Annotated in this window: 16 protein-coding genes, 4 pseudogenes and 1 other annotated feature; of the genes and pseudogenes, 17 read left to right on the forward strand and 3 right to left on the reverse strand. The window is 58.1% G+C overall.

Features of this window, described 5'->3' with window-relative positions; all coding sequences use genetic code 11:
• Window position 1: 1 nt before the first annotated feature.
• Window positions 2-137 (reverse strand): annotated as a pseudogene (locus tag NKJ35_RS21225) (IS6 family transposase); the annotation flags it as partial.
• Window positions 138-421: 284 nt separating this feature from the next.
• Here NKJ35_RS21225 and NKJ35_RS21230 point away from each other — a divergent pair.
• Window positions 422-1,348: pseudogene (locus tag NKJ35_RS21230) on the forward strand (IS3 family transposase); the annotation flags it as partial.
• Window positions 703-819, forward strand: a sequence feature (AL1L pseudoknot). (Overlaps the previous pseudogene by 117 nt.)
• 7 nt (window positions 1,349-1,355) lie before the next feature.
• On the opposite strand, the pseudogene NKJ35_RS21235 reads toward NKJ35_RS21230, so the two are convergent.
• Window positions 1,356-2,647, reverse strand: a pseudogene (locus NKJ35_RS21235) (IS30 family transposase).
• A 159-nt stretch (window positions 2,648-2,806) separates the two neighbouring features.
• Here NKJ35_RS21235 and NKJ35_RS21240 point away from each other — a divergent pair.
• From NKJ35_RS21240 to NKJ35_RS21255, 4 genes and pseudogenes are all read left to right on the forward strand, one after another.
• Window positions 2,807-3,100 (forward strand): annotated as a pseudogene (locus NKJ35_RS21240) (integrase core domain-containing protein); the annotation flags it as partial.
• Window positions 3,101-3,401: 301 nt separating this feature from the next.
• The gene (locus tag NKJ35_RS21245) at window positions 3,402-4,172 is read left to right on the forward strand and encodes a hypothetical protein (protein ID WP_352594796.1); all 771 of its coding nucleotides are present in this window, start codon (window positions 3,402-3,404) and stop codon (window positions 4,170-4,172) included.
• A gap of 247 nt (window positions 4,173-4,419) precedes the next feature.
• Window positions 4,420-6,165 carry a type IV secretion system ATPase VirD4 gene (gene virD4 / locus NKJ35_RS21250; RefSeq protein ID WP_352480567.1) on the forward strand — a complete coding sequence of 582 codons (1,746 nt, stop codon included), beginning with the start codon at window positions 4,420-4,422 and terminating at the stop codon, window positions 6,163-6,165.
• Between the two features lie 75 nt (window positions 6,166-6,240).
• Entirely contained in the window at window positions 6,241-6,609 is a 369-nt protein-coding gene (locus NKJ35_RS21255) for a hypothetical protein (protein ID WP_352480566.1), read from the forward strand.
• Window positions 6,610-6,857: 248 nt separating this feature from the next.
• Here the strand turns inward: NKJ35_RS21255 and virG are convergent, their stop codons facing one another.
• Window positions 6,858-7,583, reverse strand: a complete 726-nt coding sequence (gene virG, locus NKJ35_RS21260) for a two-component system response regulator VirG (protein WP_023685159.1) — start codon at window positions 7,581-7,583, stop codon at window positions 6,858-6,860.
• Between the two features lie 1,288 nt (window positions 7,584-8,871).
• On the opposite strand from virG, the gene NKJ35_RS21265 reads away from it, so the two are divergent.
• The 12 genes from NKJ35_RS21265 to NKJ35_RS21320 all read left to right on the forward strand — a co-directional run bounded on the left by NKJ35_RS21265 (window position 8,872) and on the right by NKJ35_RS21320 (window position 19,712).
• Window positions 8,872-9,657, forward strand: a complete 786-nt coding sequence (locus NKJ35_RS21265) for a type IV secretion system lytic transglycosylase VirB1 (RefSeq protein WP_352480565.1) — start codon at window positions 8,872-8,874, stop codon at window positions 9,655-9,657.
• A gap of 74 nt (window positions 9,658-9,731) precedes the next feature.
• Window positions 9,732-10,037: a pilin major subunit VirB2 gene (gene virB2, locus NKJ35_RS21270; RefSeq protein ID WP_023673707.1), complete on the forward strand. Its 306-nt coding sequence runs from the start codon at window positions 9,732-9,734 to the stop codon at window positions 10,035-10,037.
• Complete coding sequence (locus tag NKJ35_RS21275) at window positions 10,037-10,363, forward strand: type IV secretion system protein VirB3 (RefSeq protein WP_352649452.1); 327 nt, start codon at window positions 10,037-10,039, stop codon at window positions 10,361-10,363. Before virB2 ends, NKJ35_RS21275 begins: the two co-directional genes overlap by 1 nt.
• A complete protein-coding gene (virB4, locus tag NKJ35_RS21280; protein WP_023685155.1) occupies window positions 10,363-12,732 on the forward strand; it encodes a type IV secretion/conjugal transfer ATPase VirB4 in 2,370 nt (789 codons plus the stop codon). The genes NKJ35_RS21275 and virB4 overlap by 1 nt, the downstream gene beginning before the upstream one ends.
• Before the next feature lie 13 nt (window positions 12,733-12,745).
• Window positions 12,746-13,429, forward strand: coding sequence for a TrbJ/VirB5 family protein (locus NKJ35_RS21285; protein ID WP_023673704.1), 684 nt, complete (start codon window positions 12,746-12,748; stop codon window positions 13,427-13,429).
• Window positions 13,430-13,487: 58 nt separating this feature from the next.
• On the forward strand, window positions 13,488-14,375 hold the full coding sequence (locus NKJ35_RS21290; RefSeq protein ID WP_023762840.1) for a type IV secretion system protein: 888 nt from the start codon (window positions 13,488-13,490) through the stop codon (window positions 14,373-14,375).
• Window positions 14,376-14,402: 27 nt separating this feature from the next.
• Window positions 14,403-14,561, forward strand: coding sequence for a type IV secretion system lipoprotein VirB7 (locus NKJ35_RS21295; RefSeq protein WP_081731114.1), 159 nt, complete (start codon window positions 14,403-14,405; stop codon window positions 14,559-14,561).
• Window positions 14,558-15,271, forward strand: a complete 714-nt coding sequence (locus NKJ35_RS21300) for a type IV secretion system protein VirB8 (RefSeq protein ID WP_023679587.1) — start codon at window positions 14,558-14,560, stop codon at window positions 15,269-15,271. The genes NKJ35_RS21295 and NKJ35_RS21300 overlap by 4 nt, the downstream gene beginning before the upstream one ends.
• Window positions 15,268-16,152 (forward strand): TrbG/VirB9 family P-type conjugative transfer protein, encoded by an 885-nt coding sequence (locus tag NKJ35_RS21305; RefSeq protein ID WP_352480564.1) that lies wholly within the window; start codon window positions 15,268-15,270, stop codon window positions 16,150-16,152. Before NKJ35_RS21300 ends, NKJ35_RS21305 begins: the two co-directional genes overlap by 4 nt.
• Window positions 16,145-17,284 (forward strand): type IV secretion system protein VirB10, encoded by a 1,140-nt coding sequence (gene virB10 / locus NKJ35_RS21310; RefSeq protein WP_023679589.1) that lies wholly within the window; start codon window positions 16,145-16,147, stop codon window positions 17,282-17,284. The genes NKJ35_RS21305 and virB10 overlap by 8 nt, the downstream gene beginning before the upstream one ends.
• Window positions 17,268-18,308: a P-type DNA transfer ATPase VirB11 gene (gene virB11 / locus NKJ35_RS21315; RefSeq protein ID WP_023673699.1), complete on the forward strand. Its 1,041-nt coding sequence runs from the start codon at window positions 17,268-17,270 to the stop codon at window positions 18,306-18,308. Before virB10 ends, virB11 begins: the two co-directional genes overlap by 17 nt.
• A 717-nt stretch (window positions 18,309-19,025) precedes the next feature.
• The gene (locus NKJ35_RS21320) at window positions 19,026-19,712 is read left to right on the forward strand and encodes a response regulator (RefSeq protein WP_023679590.1); all 687 of its coding nucleotides are present in this window, start codon (window positions 19,026-19,028) and stop codon (window positions 19,710-19,712) included.
• The last annotated feature ends 398 nt before the right edge of the window (window positions 19,713-20,110 follow it).

Raw genomic sequence — 20,110 nt, forward strand, 5'->3', positions numbered from 1 at the left:
GACCGCATTTGTTGCCGCACCGGCGGATTGTCTCATACGAAACCACCATCCCGCTCCCGGGCCATTTCCTCGACGAGACACAGGCTCAAGGGGAACCTGATGGAGGGCCAGACCGGATCAGCGATGATCTGCGGCAGGAAACGATGGCGCTGCTTGTAGCTGACGGCATATCTTTCTCCTGTGTGTGTCTGCCAGACGAGCGGGCGGGCACGGAAGTGGTCGCGCTCTACTGCCAGACATACTCGTCGAACCTGATGAAAACCTGACTTGTACACCCAGCCCAAACAGGTGCGAGGGGTCGGTCTATTACCAAAGGCTCTGAGGGCTGATTCTCTAGGGTTCCCGCCTCGATTGATCCGTGACCCTTCTTGTGTACCGCCCCGGGTTGATCGGAGGCTCCAACTCCTGAGAAGGTGGAACCATGACAAGGAAGGCGACCAACAAGTTCTCTCCCGAGGTCCGGACCCCCGCGGTGCGGCTGGTTCTGGATCACGAACGCGAGCATACGTCGGTGGGCGGCGGTTTCATCGATCGCCGCCAAGATCGGCTGCACGGCGCAGACGCTGCATGAGGGGTGAAGAAGGCCGAGCGCGACAGTGGCGTGCAAGTCGGTGTGCCTACGGATGTGGCGACGAAACTCAAGGCTCTGGAACGCGAGAGCCGTGAGCTTCGCCAGGCCAACGAGATCCTTCGCAAGGCTTCCGCGTATTTTGCCCAGGCGAAGCTCGACCGCCGGTTCAGGCCACGATCGCGTTCATCGACGATCACCGCAAGGCGCATGGGGTCGAGCCGATCTGCAAGGTGCTGCCGATCGCCCCGTCGACCTACCACGACCATGTCGCCAAGCGCGTCGACCCCTGCCGGCTGTCGGCTCGGGCAAGATGGGATACAGCCTCGAAGGATGAGGTCCGACGGTTTGAGGCGAACTTCCGCGTCTACGGCGTTCGCAAGGTCTGGCGGCGGTTGCGTCGCGAGGGCTTCGACGTCGCCCGCTGCACGGTTGCCCGCTTGATGAAGGCCATGGACCTCGAAGGCATCGTCCGCGGCAAGCCGATCCGCACTACGGTGAGCGACAAGGCCGCACCTTGCCCTCTCGACCACGTCAACCGCCAGTTCCATGCTCCGGCGCCGAACATGCTGCGGGTCTCCGACTTCACCTGCGTCGCGACCTGGACGGGCTTCGTCTATGTGGCCTTTGTCATCGACACCTATGCCCGTCGGATCGTCGGCTGGCGGGTGAGCCGGACGGCGCATGCAGCCTTCGTTCTCGATGCCCTGGAACAGGCTCCATGATCGGCGGCCCGTGCAGGGAGGCGGGCTCATCCATCACAGGGATAGAGGCAGCCAAGGCGGATTCAACCGGTCGTCGCAACACCGGCATCATACTGTCCCCCAAGGAGCTGGTCGAGGACTTCGGCAGGTGTTTTACAGCCGAGCGTTTTGCGCGGTCTTGTGTTGATAGCATGGGCGACTGCGTCCAGTTCCCGGGCTGTGTGCCGACTGAGATCCGTGCCCTTTGGAAAGTACTGTCTCAGCAAGCCGTTGGTGTTTTCGTTGGAGTCTCGCTGCCACGGGCTTGGGGATCGCAGAAGTAAATCTCGAGCCCGGTGTCGATGCGCAGGTCGGCTGCTGCGCCATTTCCGCTCCATGGTCCCAAGTCAGCGACTGACGCAGTTGCTCGGGAAGTTTGCCCATGGATCGGGCTATGGCTCTGCGGACTGCTTCAGCGCCGTGGCCGGCAAGTGGTGGACCGTTCTTGATGCGCAGGCTCTGCTGATAGCCATGCATGCGCGGCAGGTGAAGCAGCATTGTGAAGCGTGAACTTCGTTCCACGAGCGTGCCGATCGCCGAGCTTCCGAAAGGATGAGGTCGCCTTCCCAATGTTCGGGGACAGCCCGATCGGCAATTTCGGCCGGACGGTCGCTTATGATAACGGCGTCTCCAATGAAGGGCTTGTTGCGCACTCGGGCCCGTTCGCGCGGTACGCGCAACGCTCGGCCTGAACGCAGACATGCGGTCAGTTCTCGGCGCAATGCTCCGCGTCCTTGAATGTACAAGGACTGATAGATCGTCTCGTGGCTGATCCGCATGGTTTGATCCTCTGGATAATCGATCTGAAGACCGATTTAGCGATCTGCTCGGGGCTCCAGGGCTGCCGACCACCTCCGGCTCTGCCGGTGAACAGCCCTCCGCATTTTCCATACCCACCTTGGGGCCCTCGAATGAGGCGCCATGCGGGTTGGTGACTTTGCTAGCCAAGCGCTCCTCAACATATTCACGCAGAGCCGGATTGACCGCCAGCTTGCCAGGAGGCCGCCGGGACGCACGATCGGCGTGCCATCAGGCGGCACTGGTCCGGTAATCCAGATTGCCGCTGCGCGTCGCGGCATTGCGCCTGACCTCCCGCGAGATTGTGCTCGGCGGCCGACCTAGCTTACGCGCAATGGCCCGGATGCCGATTCCCCGGCAAGCTCAAGCGCAATATCCTCGCGCTCCCGAAAGAAGGATATCGCCCCGAAGGCGGCTTTGCCCACGGCGCCAAATGCGTTGGCGGCATCCCTCCTGCACTCCGAAACCAGCGCGGACCAAGAGGCGTTGATATACCGGCATCCAGTGCGGCCTCCTCGCTCGAACGTCCCAAGGCAATAGCTTGCCAGAACCGGAAGCGATTCTCACGCTGTCAGGCAGGCGGACGCCCGGGCGAATCTAGCTTCTTTCGAGTGCACCGATCTGAAGCGCGTTGGTGAACCGTCATTGCAACCTCCAATCCCTTGGTGTTGCGACGACCGGTTGAATCCGCCCAATAGTCAGCATTCGATACACCGAGCGCTTGGCGGAGGCCGGCGTCGAACCCTCGGTGGGCAGTGTCGGCGACTCTTTCGATAATGCTCTCGCCGAAACGATGAACGGTCTTTACAAGGCCGAGGTGATCCATCGACGCGGACCCTGGCGCTCATTCGAGGCCGTCGAGTTCGCCACGCTCGAATGGGTCGACTGCTTCAACAATCGCCGGCTGCTGGAGCCCATCGGCAACATCCCGCCGGCCGAAGCCGAGGAACGCTACTACGCCATGTTGGATGAACCAGCCATAGCCGCGTGACTCAAACGAAACGGCCTCCGAAAAGCCCGGGGCGGTTCACATCGCATTTGATGCCAACTTCATCGTATTTTCTTCGTCTTAGACGGGCTTTTGGCAGACCCACAGAGCTGGGAACCCTTTGCCATACTACAACTGTAACATCATATCGGTTTAGCAGGTCAAGCTTCGGTGGTACCCTCATTGGGTAGAATAACTACTTTGGAGGCGAGCAATGGATCGCGATAACAAACGGGCACGCGCAGCTGCAAGATCATCTCAAGGCGTGGGGAGCAGTAGCCTCCGTGACGTTCCAGAGGGGCCATTGAGCGATGTTGCAGAACGGCTGGTAACCGCTAACCCGCGCGATACAGCGCGAAATCTTGGGGGCTTCAAAGGCCTCGGGACGCACGAGCGAACAGCCGTTCGGGGCACTCAAGCCGGGCCAGAAACTGACCTCGCGAGATTTGAAAGGCGGGCCAATCAGCTTGGACGATCAGCCATCGATCTGGCCGAGAAATTAACAGCCGGATTGGGGTACACCCCGGATGACGTAGCGTTGCAGCAAGTCAGAGCGGTCAGTAATGTATGCCATTACCTAACGCCAGGGATGCAAGATGCTATTGTTAATCGCATTGGCAACATGGAGCCGTCGTCGCAAGCTCTCGGAGCTCTTTACGTTGCGCCACACTTCAGTAAGTTTAATGACGAAAATAAATCTCGCATTCTTGATCAGGCCATTGGATTGGCTTCTGATCCGGATGTCAATGTCAAGTTGACAGCATCCAATGCTATTCTCAACGCGTATCACCAGTTCGACGCAAATCAACAGGCCCAAGCTCACTCAGTTCCCGGCATGCAACACATCTTGCCGCACATGCCGCCGCCGCAGCATGCAGCAGAGGAACGGAGTGCGAATCTGGACGGCCACATAGCAGGTATTGAGGCTGCAGTCCGTGATACAGTAAGCCCGCAAACCTCCTATGAACAGCTGCAGCGGGGTGCTCAAGTCGGGCAGTCCATAAGCCACACCTACAATCACGCCCGAGAGGACCTAATGGAGGCCACCAGAAGCAGAGATCGCTCCGGCCGTTGAGGTCTCGGCCATGGTACAGTGACGCTTTCTCTCCCGAATTCCGTTTACGGCCTTGCCGTTTCCAATTCGCTGGCCGTTGAGGTACCTGCTTAGTGTAACTTTCAAAAACCACGTCTGCCGGGTGATGCGCTGCAAGCATCGCACCACCCGCTGCGGCATCGATCTGTCGAGCGGCGACATCGCGCGACGTCGGTTCGGTCTCTGAAGCACGCGCAGCATTAGCTACGGCTAATCCGGCAATGGAACAATGCTTTCAACAAAAACGACGCCCCCCAACATAGCCATTAGCATCGCGTGCTCACTCGCCGTGGGCTTCTGTGCGGCAAGTCTTTACGCAACCTTCCGCCACGGCGGTAGCGGCGAGGCTCTGATGGCGTTTGATGTCCGTGCCTTTTGGTTTGAGACGCCCTTCTATTTGGGTTTCGCAACCCCCGTTTTCTATCGGGGCGCGGCTATCGTGCTCTCGACGTCCGCGGTCGTCTTGCTGATTCAGCAGATCGTATTGCGCCGCAAGCTCGAACACCACGGGACGGCTCGTTGGGCTCGAGTGGATGAAATGCGACGCACGGGATATCTGCGACGATACCGTGGCGTGACAGGGCCGGTGTTTGGGAAGACAAGTGGCCCTTTCTGGCCTGGCTACTACCTGACCAATGGCGAGCAGCCTCACAGCCTCATCGTTGCACCGACCCGCGCTGGCAAGGGCGTCGGCATAGTCATTCCAACGCTACTTACATTCAAAGGCTCGGTGATAGCTCTGGACGTCAAGGGGGAGCTCTTTGAGCTCACCTCGAGGGCGCGCAAAGCGGCAGGTGACGACGTGTTTAAATTCGCGCCGCTGGATTCGGAGCGGCGCACAAACTGCTACAATCCGCTGTTGGATCTTATAGCGCTGCCTCCACAGCAGCAATTCACCGAAGCCCGCCGCTTGGCCGCAAACTTGATTACGGCCAAGGGGGAGGGCGCGGAAGGTTTCGTCAGCGGCGCTCGAGATATCTTTGTCGCGGGAATCCTTGCCTGCATCGAGCGGGGCACGCCAACAATCGGCGCCGTCTATGACCTCTTCGCCCAGCCGGGGGAGAAGTTTAAGCTCTTCGCGCGACTCGCCATGGAGACCCAGAACAAAGAGGCACAACGCATCTTCGACGACATGGCGGGGAACGATACCAAAATCCTAACCTCCTACACTTCCGTGCTCGGCGATGGCGGGCTCAACCTGTGGGCGGATCCCGCTGTAAAGGCGGCTACAAGTCGCTCGGACTTTTCGGTATATGATCTTCGCCGTCGCAGAACGTGCATCTATCTTTGCGTTGGTCCGAACGACCTTGAGGTGATCGCGCCTTTGATACGCTTGTTTTTTCAGCAAATCGTTTCAATTCTGCAGCGGTCGCTGGCCCGCCGGGATGAAAAGCACGAGGTTCTCTTCCTGCTCGATGAGTTCAAGCACTTGGGTAAGCTGGAGGCGATCGAGACCGCAATCACGACTATCGCGGGCTACAAGGGGCGTTTCATGCTCATCATCCAAAGCCTTTCGGCACTGACGGGGGCTTATGGAGAGGCTGGCAAGCAGAATTTTCTCAGCAATACCGGACTGCAAGTGTTCATGGCCACGGCTGATGACGAGACTCCGAACTACATTTCCAAGGCCATCGGTGAATACACGTTTGAAGCCAAATCGATTTCCCACAGCCAGGCGCGAACGTTCGACTGGAACATTCAGAATTCACATCAAGGTGCACCGCTATTGCGTCCCGAACAGGTTCGGCTGCTCGATGACGACTACGAGATTGTTCTCATCAAAGGTCTGCCACCATTAAAATTGAGGAAGGTGCGTTATTTCTCGGATCGCATTCTGAAACGCATCTTTGAAAGCCAGACAGGCGCCCTCCCGGAGCCGGCGCCCTTGATGGGAGCAGAGGAGGCGCTCTCCGCAGAATCTCAACTCGATGACCCGCTGTGTGAATTGGCGCAGGACTTTGACGATACAGTTTGATGTGAGGCTAGTATGGACCCGCGAAATAGTAATCCATCCCGTGTAACAGCTTTGTCGCAGGTGCAGGACGCCGGCTTGGAAGACGGGCAAGCGGTCCAGGCCCGGCGAGTGGGCTTTGAGCAGCACGTGTCCGAGGCGCTCCGGCCGCTGTTCGATGGTCGAGCTGACGAGCCGCCAACCGATCCAGAGGAGCTTCTGCGACTGGAACAGGGGTTTCGCGAGGTGCTTCAGCGAGGGCAGGATCATCAAGCCGCCTCGTCTTTTTTCAGCAACCCAGGGATGCCCGCTGGACGGGATGACCTCAACAGAAGCGTGTCGGAGGCTTTCGCAAGCTCTGGGACGCCGGAGTTCGGGCCGCCGCCCCCAGTCTTGGCTGCCAGCGAACAGCAGATCCGCCCTTCGCCGGATGCGCTTGACCAGGGCAACCACCTGCCACCCGAGTGAGTCGTCCCAACAATGAACATTCCCCAGCGCTGTTGTGGCCAGCGGAGACGCACAGGGCCCTGAACACGCCGCAAGCCGTCGCCATTCAGCAGCAGCTGAGCGAAATCGGCAATTCAGGCGGCCGCGTGCCTATGCAGAGAGGGGCTGATGCGATCTCCGGACCGGTAGCTCTCGCCGTAATTGATCAGGCTGGTACTGTTGGAAGACTTGATCAGCCTCGTCACCCCAATCTCCAGCATAGCTCACTGTCACGCGGCCAACGTGCCTCCGTAGCTAACGTCTACGTCAGCGTTGAAGAAGTACCCTGCGCCACGGGATGTTTTGACCAGGCGAGGGTTGGCCGCATCAGCCTCCAGCTTTCGGCGCAAGCGCATGATTAGGACATCGATACTTCGATCGTACACCTCTTCTCCACGCACACGGCTCGCGAGCAAAAGCCGTTCTCTGGATAGCACGTTGCGGGGGTTCTCCAGAAATGCGATCAAGAGATTGAACTCACATGCGGTAAGCTTGACCTCGCCACGCTCCGCACAGATCAGTCGCCGCTGCTTCACGCTGAGCTTCCAGGCCCCAAAGCGAAATGAGCGCTGCTCTCTGGTTCGTGGACTAGAAATGCGCTGGCGTAGCGCTACTCGAATGCGGGCCAAGAATTCGCGCATCCCGAAAGGCTTGGGAATGAAATCGGTTGCGCCGAGCTCCAGTGCAACCACTTTTTCCGCCTCATCAAGCCGGTCGCCGCTGATCACTATGATAGGAACATCCGATTTTGTCGCCAGATTGCGGACGATCGCAAGTCCATCCTCCCGGCCTAGGTTAAGGTCGACAACCACGAGATCGACTGGCTCACGTGAAAGAACATAGTCAAACTGCTTGCTATCGTGGACTGCGGTTACCTTCAGGGCATGCATCGTGAGATACTCGGCGATGAGGCGCCGCATTGCGGCATCATCGTCAATGACAAGAACATGTTTCAACGGCACACCTTCAATCTTGAATCCCCTTGTCTAAACCTGTTGCCGAGCAACCCTGGGGCACGGACCCAGAACAGCTGCCCCTGATACCACTCGCCGTGGCGTGCGGCCAATGTGAGGCCGTGCTCGTCCTGGTCTTTTCATCCCCAGCGAATTGACCGCACCAAGGCAGCCCGTGGCCACCAGACAGGTTCAAGCGCCGACATGACCCTGCCGTGCGGTCCTTCGCTTTTTCGCTTCGAGCTCCCCCGTTGGTGCAGGCCTGCCAATATCACTCGAGTTTGACCTCATGGATGGCCAGGTTTCCTGCTATGCCCTTGCATCCTGGTCATCCTGGAGTTTGCGGACCTGGATCATCTCGATATCCTCCGGCTCGTGGATCCAGCTCGGACATGGTTGAGCAGCGCGGCGTTTGGCTTGATCGGATAGGCGGTCGGCGGAAGAAGACCGTGATTCGCTGCAGCGGCCTTGTGCCAAATAGTATGTCTCCTGCCAAGCCGGCTTCGTCCAAGGTGGCCGGCGGCCTCAAATGCTGTTCGGGCGACCGGCAGGTCGCCGGTTGCGGTGAACGTCCGGGCTAACATTTCTCAGTTACTGCAACTCCTTCATCTTGAGCGTGTCACTATGCTTGTCCATTGCGCCGTCGGACTCCGTCAATGACGTGCGGATTTCTGCCGATGGGACTGTGCATGATCCACCCTTTGACGGCGGGAACAGCTGAACCAGGCTCGCACCAGGATGGGCTGCGCCGCCACGTCTTCCCAGTTGACCCTCTCCCCCGCGGATTTGCGCCTTCGAGCCAGCTTCGCGGACGAGCTCGCGTCTCAAGCAATGATCTGAGTGTGCAGGGCCGCGCATGGCTGCTCTTTGAGGACCGGCAGCATACCGGCAAAGTTGGGCTGCTTTATCGCCTTCGTCGATTCCCCACGGTGATCCCGAGCCTGAACAAACCCGCCAAGCTCCCCATTTTTGTCCTTGGCTTGGCGCTGACAGAAGTACCATCCATGACGCCGAAGTCGCGGCCCACACTCCAGGAGCAACGGACGGCCGGGACGAGCAATCCTGTACAGGAGTCATTGTACCAAGATGCTCCGGATGTCGCTGGCTGATCGGGCCCGCGCCACCCACGCATGCGCAAGATGCTCACCCACGCTGATACGAACACGGTCTTTGCTTCAGTTGAAACCGAAAAGCTGAACTTGAACATCACACAGTAACAAACCTCCCCGATAAGCGCGTGCCGGACAGGGCCAGAACCCGTCCGGCGGCTTGGAAAGGTAGGTGATAGGGAATGTTTATTGCAGCTTGGCCGCTGGCCATCGTCCTGATGACATCCATGTCACTCCCAGCCGAGCCCGCGCCACTTTCTCCGCGTGAGTTCCGCAGCCTGTCGCGCAAATGCGCCCCCTGGGTTGCGCCGTCCACCCTCGCCGCGATTGCCAAGATTGAAAGTGGCTTTGAAACGCTGGTGGCTCATGACAACACCACAGGTGAGCAGCTTCGCTGGATAGACCACCTGGAAGCCACGCGGGGCATCAAGGAACGCCTCGAAGCACAACATTCTGTCGATGTTGGATTGATGCAGATAAACAGCAAGAACTTTGCCATGCTCAATCTCACGCCGGAAAGGGCTTTCGAGCCCTGCGCCTCGCTTTCGGCTGCCGCCCACTTGCTTGAAAGCCGATATGCCGGCGGCACCACTGCTGTGGCACAGCAACTGGCGCTTCGCCGTGCCATCTCGGCCTATAACACGGGCGACGTCACGCATGGCTTCGCCAACGGTTATGTACGCAAGGTCGAGTCGGCCGCAAAGGACATCTCAAGTCTCCTTGAGAGAACGCTGGAGCCGACTGCTCGAGATGTGCCGCACCTTGAGGCACCCGGTCGGAAAGCCGTGCCGCCTCTGCTCCAGCAGAGCCAACAGGCCAATAGAAAGAAGCAGCCCAACCAAGATTCTTGGGACATCTGGGGCTCGTATCAGCCGGACCGCTCCGGGGCCGATCCCTCCGATCCGACAGGCAGCCAGGCTGCGAAAGCACGGGAACCCGCGAACCCGAACAAACTCGTATTCGATTGAAACATGGAGATGCAATGATGACGCCACTCAAGATACTTCGTGCGCTTAAAACGCGTGTTCCTTCGCCTTTTTCCATGCTGCGCATGGCGGCTGAATATGTACCGGCCGCTGCTGCAGGCGCGGCGTGGACGGTCTTCTACAGCGGGCCAGCCGCGGCTCAGGTGACCGGAGGGACGGATCCTGCCAAGATGGTCCAGAATATCTGCACGTTCATACTTGGCCCCTTTGGACAATCACTGGCCGTGCTCGGGCTCGTAGCCATCGGTATCTCTTGGATGTTCGGTCGTGCTTCACTTGGCCTGGTTGCGGGTGTCGTTGGAGGGATCGTCATCATGTTCGGGGCCAGCTTCCTGGGCAAGGCGCTCATAGGCGGCGGCTGATGAGCGACCGGTTGGAAGTGAGCACCCTCTATGTGGCGGCGACGCGCCCCGCACTGTTTCTGGGGGTGCCGCTGACGCTGGCCGGATTGCTCATGATGTTGGCTGGGCTTGTTATCATTATCCTTCAGAACCCGCTCTACGAAATCGTTCTCGTGCCACTCTGGTTCGGAGCACGGCTGGTTGTTGAGCGTGACTATAACGCGGCAACCGTCGTGCTGCTCTATTTGCAGACGGCCGGCAGAAGCGTGGACGGGCCGGTCTGGGGAGGCGCAAGCGTCAGCGCCAATCCGATCAGAGTGCCGAAACGCGGAAGAGGAATGGTGTAATGTTCGGCGCCAGCGGCCGGACCGAGAGGTCTGGCGAGATCTACCTTCCGTATGTTGGTCACGTAAGCGATCAGGTTGTCCTTCTGGAAGACGGATCGATCATGGCCATGGCACATGTGAACGGTGTGCCCTTTGATTTGGAAGACGCTGAGATGCGCAACTCGCGCTGCCGCGCGTTCAACACTCTCTTGCGCAACATCGCCGATGACAATGTCTCGATATACGCTCATCTTGTGAGACACAACGATGTGCCGGCGCCGGCGCCGCGCCAGTTTCAAAGTGCATTCGCTGGCAGTCTGAGCGAGGCCTACGAGCGTCGTGTGCTGTCGGGAAAGCTCTTTCGCAACGATCACTTCCTCACTTTGATCGTGTCCCCCCGCACCGCAATCGGCAAGATCGGCTTGCGGATTGCCAAGTCCCGCAGACGGAATGAGCACGATCTAGCCACCCAAATGCGGAGCCTGGAAGACCTCTGGCACATCACTGCTGGCGCACTCGGCGGTTACGGTCTGCGCCGGTTGGGCATTCGTGAGAAAGGCAACGTGCTCTTCACGGAAATCGGCGAGGCGCTTCGGCTCATGATGACTTGCCGGTTTCTTCCGGTTCCGATGGTTACCGGCTCACTTGGCGCCTCGATCTACACTGACCAGGTCATCTGCGGGAAGCGGGCGCTTGAGATTCGAAGGCCCGGGGATAGCTCCGTCGGATCATTGTTTTCGTTCCGTGAATATCCGGCGACGACGCGGCCGGGCATGCTAAATTCCTTGCTGTCCGCCAACTTCCCGCTTGTCCTGAGCCAGAGCTTTTCCTTCCTCACTCGCCCACAAGCTCATGCCAAACTAAGCCTTAAGTCCAGCCAGATGACGAGTGCCGGCGACAAGGCTCTCACCCAGATCAATGAACTTGCCGAGGCAGAGGACGCACTGGCAAGCAACGAATTCGTGATGGGTTCGCATCATCTGAGCCTGTGCGTCTATGCCGACAGCCTCAATAGCCTTGCAGATCGCGCAGCAAGTGCCCGCGCACGGCTGGCCGACGCGGGCGCCGTTATCGTCCAAGAGGGCATCGGCATGGAGGCCGCATATTGGTCCCAACTTCCGGGGAACAACAGGTGGCGCACGCGCCCGGGGGCGATCACCTCACACAATTTTGCCGGGCTCGTCTCATTTGAGAACTTCCCAAGCGGTTCCAGTTCCGGCCACTGGGGCAATGCTGTTGCGCGCTTTCGCACAAACGGTGGAACTTCTTTCGACTACATCCCCCATGAGAATGACGTCGGCATGACGGCAATATTCGGGCCCGTTGGCAAAGGCAAGACGACGCTGATGACCTTTGTCCTCGCGATGCTTGAGCAAAGCTTGGTCGATCGCAATGGTGCGATCGTCTTCTTCGACAAGGATCGGGGTGGTGAACTGCTGGTGCGAGCCACGGGAGGGACATATCTTGCGTTGCGCAGAGGCGCTCCGAGCGGCTTGGCCCCTCTGCGTGGACTGGACAACACCTCCGCCTCCCGGGACTTTCTGCGCGAGTGGTTGATGGCCCTGATCGAGAGTGACGGCCGTGGTCCGATCTCGCCGGAGGAAAGCCGTCGGCTGGAACGCGGCATTGTTCGTCAGCTTTCGTTCGAACCCCCTATGCGCTCACTTGCGGGCCTGCGCGAGTTCCTATTGCACAGCCCCTCCGAGGGCGCAGGAGCACGGCTGCAGCGGTGGTGTAGAGGGGGGGCGCTTGGATGGGCCTTTGACGGCGACGTGGACGAAGTAAGGCTGGATGCCTCCATTACGGGCTTCGACATGACGCAGCTCCTGGAATATGAGGAGGTCTGTGCACCGGCCGCCGCATACCTTCTGCATCGAGTGGGCGCTATCGTCGATGGTCGTCGGTTCGTCATGAGCTGCGACGAATTTCGATTCTATCTACTCAACCCCCAATTCTCGGCCGTTATCGACAAGTTCTTGCTCACGGTCCGCAAAAACAACGGCATGTTGATACTCGCAACGCAGCAGCCTGAACACGTTCTGGAATCGCCTCTCGGAGCTAGTCTCGTTGCGCAATGTATGACGAAAATTTTCTACCCATCACCGACGGCGGACCGCTCTGCGTATGTCGATGGCTTGAAGTGCACTGCGCAGGAGTTCGAGGCAATCCGCCAGGGAATGGCAATCGGCAGCCGCAAGTTTTTGCTCAAGCGCGATAGCGGGAGTATTGTCTGCGAATTCGATCTTGGGCAGATGCGCGAGTACGTAGCCGTACTCTCGGGGCGGGCCAACACAGTGCGCTTTGCCGACCAGCTTCGTAACCAGCACGGAGACGCCCCAAGTGGGTGGCTCGACAAGTTCATGGCCCGGTACCACGAAGTTCAAGACTGACGGAGGAATATTCATGAAATTTGCCAAACTTGCAGTAACGACCCTTGCTGCTTCCCTTCTGCTTCACGGACAGGCCCGTTCGCAATTTATCGTCAGCGACCCTGTAACAGAAACACAAGCGACCTTAACAGCGCTTTCCAATGCGGCGATCCTTGAGAGGTCAATCGAGACGCTCGCTACCACGATTGAAATGGTGACAATTCTAACGTCGTCATTCGCTGTCACGGGACTGCTAAGCTCACTGAACCAAGGAAATCACTACCCGTCGAGCAATAAGCTGGAGGAGCAGATGTTTGATGCTCGGGCGCCAGCTTCGATTATGGCCCGTAACATTGCGAAGGACCCAAATCGGATAGTCAACGGCACCGATTCAGAAGCGAAACTGTTACAGGGACAAATCGCCGGAGCCGCCAATGCCGCAGCTATTGCAGCCGACACTTTGGGCATGATGGACAAGCGCCTTAAGGATAACGCCGGCACGCTTGGTCAGCTTTCCCGCTCGGGAAATATTATGCAGGCCACCGTGACCAACGGTCTGGTCCTCAAGCAGATTCACGATGCGATGATCCAAAATGTCCAGGCCACGAGTCTGCTGACAATGGCCACTGCACAAGGGAGCCTTCACGCCGTGGAGGAGGCCGCCACGCAGCGTCGCGAACATCAGGACACCGCTAATATGTTTAGCATCCTCCCGTAAACCACACAGAGTTCATCAGGCTCAGCTGCGCTGATCAGGGACACATCAGGCTCACGCCATGAATTTCAAAATTCCCGCGCCATTCACGACTATACACACGATCTTTCATGGGGCCTTCACGTCCGGGCTGCACAAAGTGCTTGAAAACGTCCAAGCGGCGGTCAGTGCGCCTCTGGTTGCGTGTGTCACGCTCTGGATAATAATCCAAGGCTGTCTGGTCATGCGTGGTCAAGTCGATGCGCGCGGGGGTATCTCGCGCGTAATCATGGTGTCGATTGTCGTCGCCCTTATCTTAGGGCAGGCCAACTATCAGCAGTACATTGAAGCGCTCTTCGACGACACGATTCCGAGGTTGGCTCACGACATCAGTGGCAGCGACTTGCCCTTCATCGGAATCCCCCAGAAGCTCGATCTCATGTTTGCTTCAAGCCAGTATGTCTTTCAGCTGATTGCTTCCGAAATTGGGCCTATGAACGGCCAGGACATACTTGCTTTCGAGGGAGCGCAATGGATTTTCTACGGCGCGCTGTGGACAGCGTTCGAGATCTACGATGCCGTTGGAATTCTGACGAAGGTGCTCTTGACGATCGGCCCCCTGGTCCTTGTAGGCTACCTTTTTGATCACACTCGAGACATAGCCACCAGATGGATCGGCCAACTGCTCTCGTACGGGCTGCTGCTTCTCCTCCTCAACATCGTTGCAACGATAGTAATCGCTGCCGAAGCAGTCTCGCTGGCAGCCATGCTTTTGATGATCAAATTCTCGGGCACGACAGCAGCCAAGATCATCGGGCTTTACGAGCTCGACATGCTTTTCCTAGCTGGTGACGCTCTGATCGTCGCGCTTCCGACGATCGCCAGCAGCATCGCCGGCGGCTCTTGGGGAGGTGCGAACCGACCTCTTAACAGCCTCAATCGCCACTTTGCCAAAACGGCGGGTGGTTAATCAATCGACAAGCTCGGTGCCAAAAACATGAAATATTGCCTACTTCTGTCAATCCTCGCTTTGGCCGCCTGCAAGACGAGCCATGGGCTTGCGACATGCGCGGGTGCCCCATTCCAACTGAACGTGGGACAATGGGAAACCACCCCTGAGGATCTTCAGGTCGAATGCGCGGAAGAGCCAAAGTGAAAGTTCCTGAACATGCCCTTCTGGTGGAGAGAGAAACGCTAGCCGCCCACTATAAGAAGGTGGAAGCGTTTCAAACTTCACGAGCGAAGTCTGCGCGGCGCCTGTCAAAGGCCCTGATAGCCTTTGCCGCAGCGGCGGTCCTAGGAAATGTTGCCCAGGCATTTACCATTGCTGCCATGGTCCCGTTGGCCAAGCTCGTACCTGTGTTCCTCTGGGTCCGGCCGGATGGGACCGTCGACAGCGAAGTGTCAGTCTCTCGACTGCCGGCAACCCAAGACCGAGCCGTCATAAATGCTTCGCTGTGGGAATATGTACGCCTGCGCGAGGGGTACACAGCAGATACAGCCCAATACGCCTATGACCTCGTATCCAGTTTCAGCGCGCCGGCTGTGCGACAGCAATATCAAGATTTCTTCAACTATCCGAATCCCACCTCGCCGCAAGTCACGGTCGGCAAACGCGGCAAGCTCGAGGTCGGGCATATTTCTTCAAACGACATCAGTCCGGACGTTCAACAGATCCGTTACAAACGTACGCTTGTTGTCGATGGGCAGATGCCGATAGTGACCACCTGGACAGCTACCATCCGCTACGAGCGCTTGACGGGTCTGCCTGGGCAATCGAGGCTCACCAATCCGGGAGGTCTACTCGTCACTTCCTATCAAAGCTCGGAAGATAGCGTATCGAACCTGGGCTATGTGCAGCCATGACAAAAAGAGCGTTTCTCGCGCTGGTCTGTTCACTCTTCTTAACGATGGAAGCGTCCGCGGAAGACACACCACTTGCCGGCAAGCATGATGCGCGCATGCGCTACCTGGCTTACCGTCCTGACGAAGTGGTGCGCCTGTCTACCGCAGTGGGGGCAACGCTGGTTGTCACATTCGCGGCCAACGAGACAGTCGCAGCCGTGGCCGTTTCCAATAGCAAAGACCTGGCTGCGCTCCCGCGCGCCAACTATCTCTTTTTTAAGGCTAGCCGGATGCTCCCGCCGCAGCCGGTCATCGTGCTGGCCGAGAGTGAGTCCGGTACACGGAGATACGTCTTCAGTATTTCAACGAGAGCGATGCCAAAACTCGATGAGCAGCAACCTGACCTATACTACAGTGTGCAGTTCACCTATCCTGCTGATGAGGCTGCTGCTCAGAGAAAGGACGCAGAAAGGCGCTCGATTCTTGGTCAGGCCCGGGCGAAAGTGCTGCGCGACGAGAGAGTTCAGGATTTGTTGAATCGGCCCGCCGCAACTACCAGTCCGGACGAAAGCAATTTTCACTACGTCGCAAAGGGCGATCGATCGCTGGCGCCGCTGGAAGTTTTCGATAATGGCTTTACCACCGTATTTGGCTTCGCAAGCAATTCCCGCATACCCTCCCTCTACATTATCAATCCCGACGGCAAGGAAGCCGCTGCCAATTACACGGTCAAAGGAGACTATGTTGAAGTATCCGCAGTCGCCCGGGAATGGCGTCTGAGAGATGGCAATACGGTCTTGTCCATTTTCAACAGGGCTTATGACCCTGTGGGACGAGCGCCAGTGACCGGTACAGTGACACCCGACGTGTGGCGCGTTTTGAAAGGCCCGGCCGATGAATGAAACCGGCCCACAGTCGGGACATGATGTCCATGCCTCAGGATCGATGGTCTCGGAGCCGGCCCGCCGGCATGTTTCGGGATTGCAGAAGTTGGCCGTCGCTGCTCTTGTTCTCATCTCATCTCTATCGCTCATCTGGCTCGGCGGTCGTCCCAGCACACAAGACGAGCCAACTCAGCCAAAACCTCCAATTGTCGCCGACGCCGAGCCATTCCGCCCCGTGCCGATTGAGATTGCTCCCGAAGCTCCAGCACCCGTACAGGCGGCGCAGGCAGGAGATCCTGCGCCATCCACGCCGCCTCCGGCGCCAGCTGATCCGCCGCCGGAGGAAACACCAATTTTCGCCTACAGTGGCAGCGGTCAAATGCCCAACGACGGTCAGCGGAGCGAAGACAACCATAGGGATGCTCCCGCGACCTCGCATGAGATTTCAGACGCTGGCGATCTGACGGGGCGATTGAAGCCAGATATACAGGAGCCAAGCCGGGCCACACTTTTGCCGCACCCTGATCTCGTGATTACCCAAGGAACGATAATTCCCTGCATTTTGCAAACGGCAGTCGACACAAATTTACCGGGTTATGTGAAGTGCGTCTTACCTAAAGACGTCCGCGGCGCCACCAACAACGTGGTGCTTTTGGATCGCGGGACGACCGTGATTGGCGAGATCCAGCGTGGTCTCCAACAGGGGGATGCGCGTGTCTTCGTGCTGTGGACGCGCATCGAAACGCCTGACCATGCCCTCGTTTCGCTAGCGTCGCCGGGCGCTGACGAGCTCGGCCGCTCCGGAATGCCTGGCACGGTGGATAATCACTTCTGGCAGCGCTTTGGCGGAGCAATGCTCATGAGCGTCATTCAAGGCGCGTTTCAGGCCGCCGGTCAATACGCTGGCAGCTCAGGTGGAGGAAGCGGCATCAACAGCTTCCAGAGCAACGCCGGACAAGCCGTTGACACGACCCTTAGAGCAACGATCAACGTTCCGCCAACTCTGAAGAAAAACCAGGGAGATGCTGTATCGATCTTTGTGGCTCGGGACCTCGATTTCTCAGATGTATACGATCTTAGACCGATCGCCGTGGCGCCAGCCCCCCAACATCGCCAACGCCGGAGAGACAACAATGCGACCGGAGGCTGACCCTCAATTGCGTTTGCTTCTCAACCCTGTTTTGAAATGGCTTGAGGAGCCAAGGACCGAAGAGGTCGCTATCAACCGGCCTGGGGAAGCCTTTGTCCGACAGGCCGGCGTTTTCACGAAACATCCGCTACCGCTATCTTATGACGATCTGGAGGACATCGCGATCCTCGCTGGAGCGCTGCGCAAGCAAGATGTCGGACCGCAAAGCCCCCTCTGTGCGACTGAGCTGCCGAACGGAGAGCGGCTGCAGATCTGTTTGCCGCCCGCTGTTCCCTCAGGAACAATAAGCCTGACGATACGGCGTCCCTCAAGTCGTGTGACCGAACTCAAGGAAGTTTCTTCTCGCTACGAATACTCGCGTTGGAATCAATGGCGGTCACGAAAGGAGCGCCAAGAGCGGCAGGACGAAACGATTCTTCAGCACTACGACCATGGTGACTTGGAGCAATTTTTGCGAGCATGCGTTTGCGGGCGGCTCACGATGCTGCTTTGCGGACCTACTGGAAGCGGCAAAACGACAATGAGCAAGACTTTGATCAACGCTATACCCCCGCAAGAGAGGCTGATAAGTATCGAGGACACGCTCGAACTTGCAATCCCGCACGAGAACCATGTCCGGTTACTCTATCCGAAGGACCGAGCAAGCGTAGGTGCGGTGACAGCCGAGCAACTGTTGCAAGCCAGCTTGCGCATGCGCCCTGATCGAATATTGCTTGGCGAGATGCGCGATGATGCTGCTTGGGCCTACCTTAGCGAAGTCGTCTCCGGCCATGCGGGATCAATATCAACGATTCATGGGGCGGATCCGGTCCAAGGCTTTAAAAAGCTCTTTTCACTCGTCAAGAGCAGCCCGCAAGGAGCTGCTGTGGAAGACCACACGCTTCTTGACCTGCTGTCGGCTGCCATTGACGTCATTGTGCCGTTCAGTACCCACGGCGACGTGTATGAGGTGGGGGAGGTGTGGCTCGCCGCCGATGCCCGGCGACGCGGAGAGACAGTAGCCGACCTTCTTAACAAGCACTAAGGCTAGAGCACGTCGGGGATCGGTAAGTCGTTTGTGATACGATGGCGTAATTTGTTCAGATTGAACGTCCACTTTGATTTGAGGGAGGTGGATAATGGGAGGAGGACTGGGCGTAGACCTTCGGTCACAAGTCTGAAGTCTTCGGGCGCCCTGTCGGCGCGGCAAGTTGCGGCACGATTCGACTGGGTGTATCGAGCGCGTCCGCTGAATTGCGCGGGCGACGCTCACCGAGCTGGTGCCGATGCCTGCTTCAAAAGCGGCATCGACACCCGGCAGGTCGTACCCTGATTTACCTAGCCGCGCTCAATGAGTGTCTTCAAAGCCGCCGAACGTGGTTCGGAATGACCGGTGGTAAATCGGGAAGTGCCCTATAGGGAATCCTCCTGGTATTGCCTCCAGGGGGTCCTCTGAATGAACAAAGCCGCAACCTGCCCTTGCGACCTCAGCTGGAGTTTGCGACGCAACCCATAGGAGGATCGATGCGCAGAGAAATCGCAGGCAGAGTCGGTGGCATTGTGGGCTGGCCGACCGACGGTTTCAGCCCGTCAACAGGTCTTCACGTGTTCCATCCCCGACTATTGCAGGCGTGCGGCTTGCATGCTCCCGCGATCACCCATCGGAAAGAGCGTTACGAACACTACGAAGAGTTGCGCGACTTCCGCTGTCGCCCCGGTCTTACAGCGGACGGTGACCTGTCCGACCTTGATAGGACGTGAAATGCGAACGCTGCTCATTGATCATCATGTGGATCTTACGCGCGCTGTGCGAGTTGCGCTCGGGGATAGCGGTTTTGCCGTTGATGTAGTTGGCAACCTGGAACAGGCGTCGAGGGCATTTTGTTGCGCAACCTATGAAATTCTCCTGCTGGAGTTGGCTCTGCCAGATGGCGATGGCTTGGGCTGGCTGAGACAGCTAAGGAGCAACGGGCATTCAGTTCCAACCCTCATTATGAGTAGCATCAACGATCTCGAGAAGCGGATTGCAATTTTCAACGGTGGCGCGGACGACTTTCTGCTCAAGCCCGTCTCTTTCGATGAGCTCATCGCCAGAATGAGAGCCATTCTGCGCCGGTCGACACAGGTGACCGACCCCATCGTTGTATTTGGCAATCTCAATTTCGATCCGATCGGCCGACAGGTTTCCGTCTCGGGTCATCCTCTGAAGATCGCACGCCGCGAACTATGTATTTTAGAGCATCTGCTTATCCGTGCAGGCCGCATCGTGCCTCGTGCGCAGTTGGAAGATCACCTCTATTCGTTCAACGACGAGGTATCTGCCAACGCGCTTGAAGTCGGAATCTATCGCTTACGTGGACACCTGAGTAGGTCAGGTGCAACGCCACGTATCACGACCATGCGCGGCATTGGTTACATTCTTGAATTGACTGAGGCGGCATCCGCATAGTTGGTCTAAATTGAAAGAACAGACTGCCTGCCCGTCGTCAGGTTGAGCTTGTGGCCATAATGGACATCGCGGCCGCCCTTGACGATGGTGTCGGCATGCGGTTCGAACGGCTCTGTCGCAAACCTTTTTGTAAGCGAGCATGGCAAGAAAAACGCCTCAGCTGTGGAGGAGCACGTGATGTTCAAGGGCCGCCATTTCGACCAGTCGGTGATCCTGCTGTGCGTGCGCTGGTACCTGGCCTACACTCTGAGCCTGCGCGATCTGGAAGAGATGATGGCCGAACGCGTTGAAGGTCGACCACTCCACTGTGCATCGCTGGGTTGCCCACTTCTCGCCGCAGCTGCTGGAGCGCTTCAACCGGCGCAAGCGTGTGGTCGGCAGCAAGTGGCATTGGACGA

Source organism: Mesorhizobium sp. M0136, from assembly GCF_040322515.1.
In the GTDB taxonomy this organism is placed as follows: Bacteria; Pseudomonadota; Alphaproteobacteria; order Rhizobiales; family Rhizobiaceae; genus Mesorhizobium.

What these genes read in the sequence shown, in the direction of transcription:
- virD4 (WP_352480567.1), top strand. Translation starts at nt 4,420, where the DNA reads ATGCTTTCAACAAAAACGACGCCCCCCAACATAGCCATTAGCATCGCG.
- NKJ35_RS21265 (WP_352480565.1), top strand. Translation starts at nt 8,872, where the DNA reads ATGTTTATTGCAGCTTGGCCGCTGGCCATCGTCCTGATGACATCCATG.
- virB2 (WP_023673707.1), top strand. Translation starts at nt 9,732, where the DNA reads ATGCTGCGCATGGCGGCTGAATATGTACCGGCCGCTGCTGCAGGCGCG.
- NKJ35_RS21275 (WP_352649452.1), top strand. Translation starts at nt 10,037, where the DNA reads ATGAGCGACCGGTTGGAAGTGAGCACCCTCTATGTGGCGGCGACGCGC.
- virB4 (WP_023685155.1), top strand. Translation starts at nt 10,363, where the DNA reads ATGTTCGGCGCCAGCGGCCGGACCGAGAGGTCTGGCGAGATCTACCTT.
- NKJ35_RS21285 (WP_023673704.1), top strand. Translation starts at nt 12,746, where the DNA reads ATGAAATTTGCCAAACTTGCAGTAACGACCCTTGCTGCTTCCCTTCTG.
- NKJ35_RS21290 (WP_023762840.1), top strand. Translation starts at nt 13,488, where the DNA reads ATGAATTTCAAAATTCCCGCGCCATTCACGACTATACACACGATCTTT.
- NKJ35_RS21295 (WP_081731114.1), top strand. Translation starts at nt 14,403, where the DNA reads ATGAAATATTGCCTACTTCTGTCAATCCTCGCTTTGGCCGCCTGCAAG.
- NKJ35_RS21305 (WP_352480564.1), top strand. Translation starts at nt 15,268, where the DNA reads ATGACAAAAAGAGCGTTTCTCGCGCTGGTCTGTTCACTCTTCTTAACG.
- virB10 (WP_023679589.1), top strand. Translation starts at nt 16,145, where the DNA reads ATGAATGAAACCGGCCCACAGTCGGGACATGATGTCCATGCCTCAGGA.
- virB11 (WP_023673699.1), top strand. Translation starts at nt 17,268, where the DNA reads ATGCGACCGGAGGCTGACCCTCAATTGCGTTTGCTTCTCAACCCTGTT.
- NKJ35_RS21320 (WP_023679590.1), top strand. Translation starts at nt 19,026, where the DNA reads ATGCGAACGCTGCTCATTGATCATCATGTGGATCTTACGCGCGCTGTG.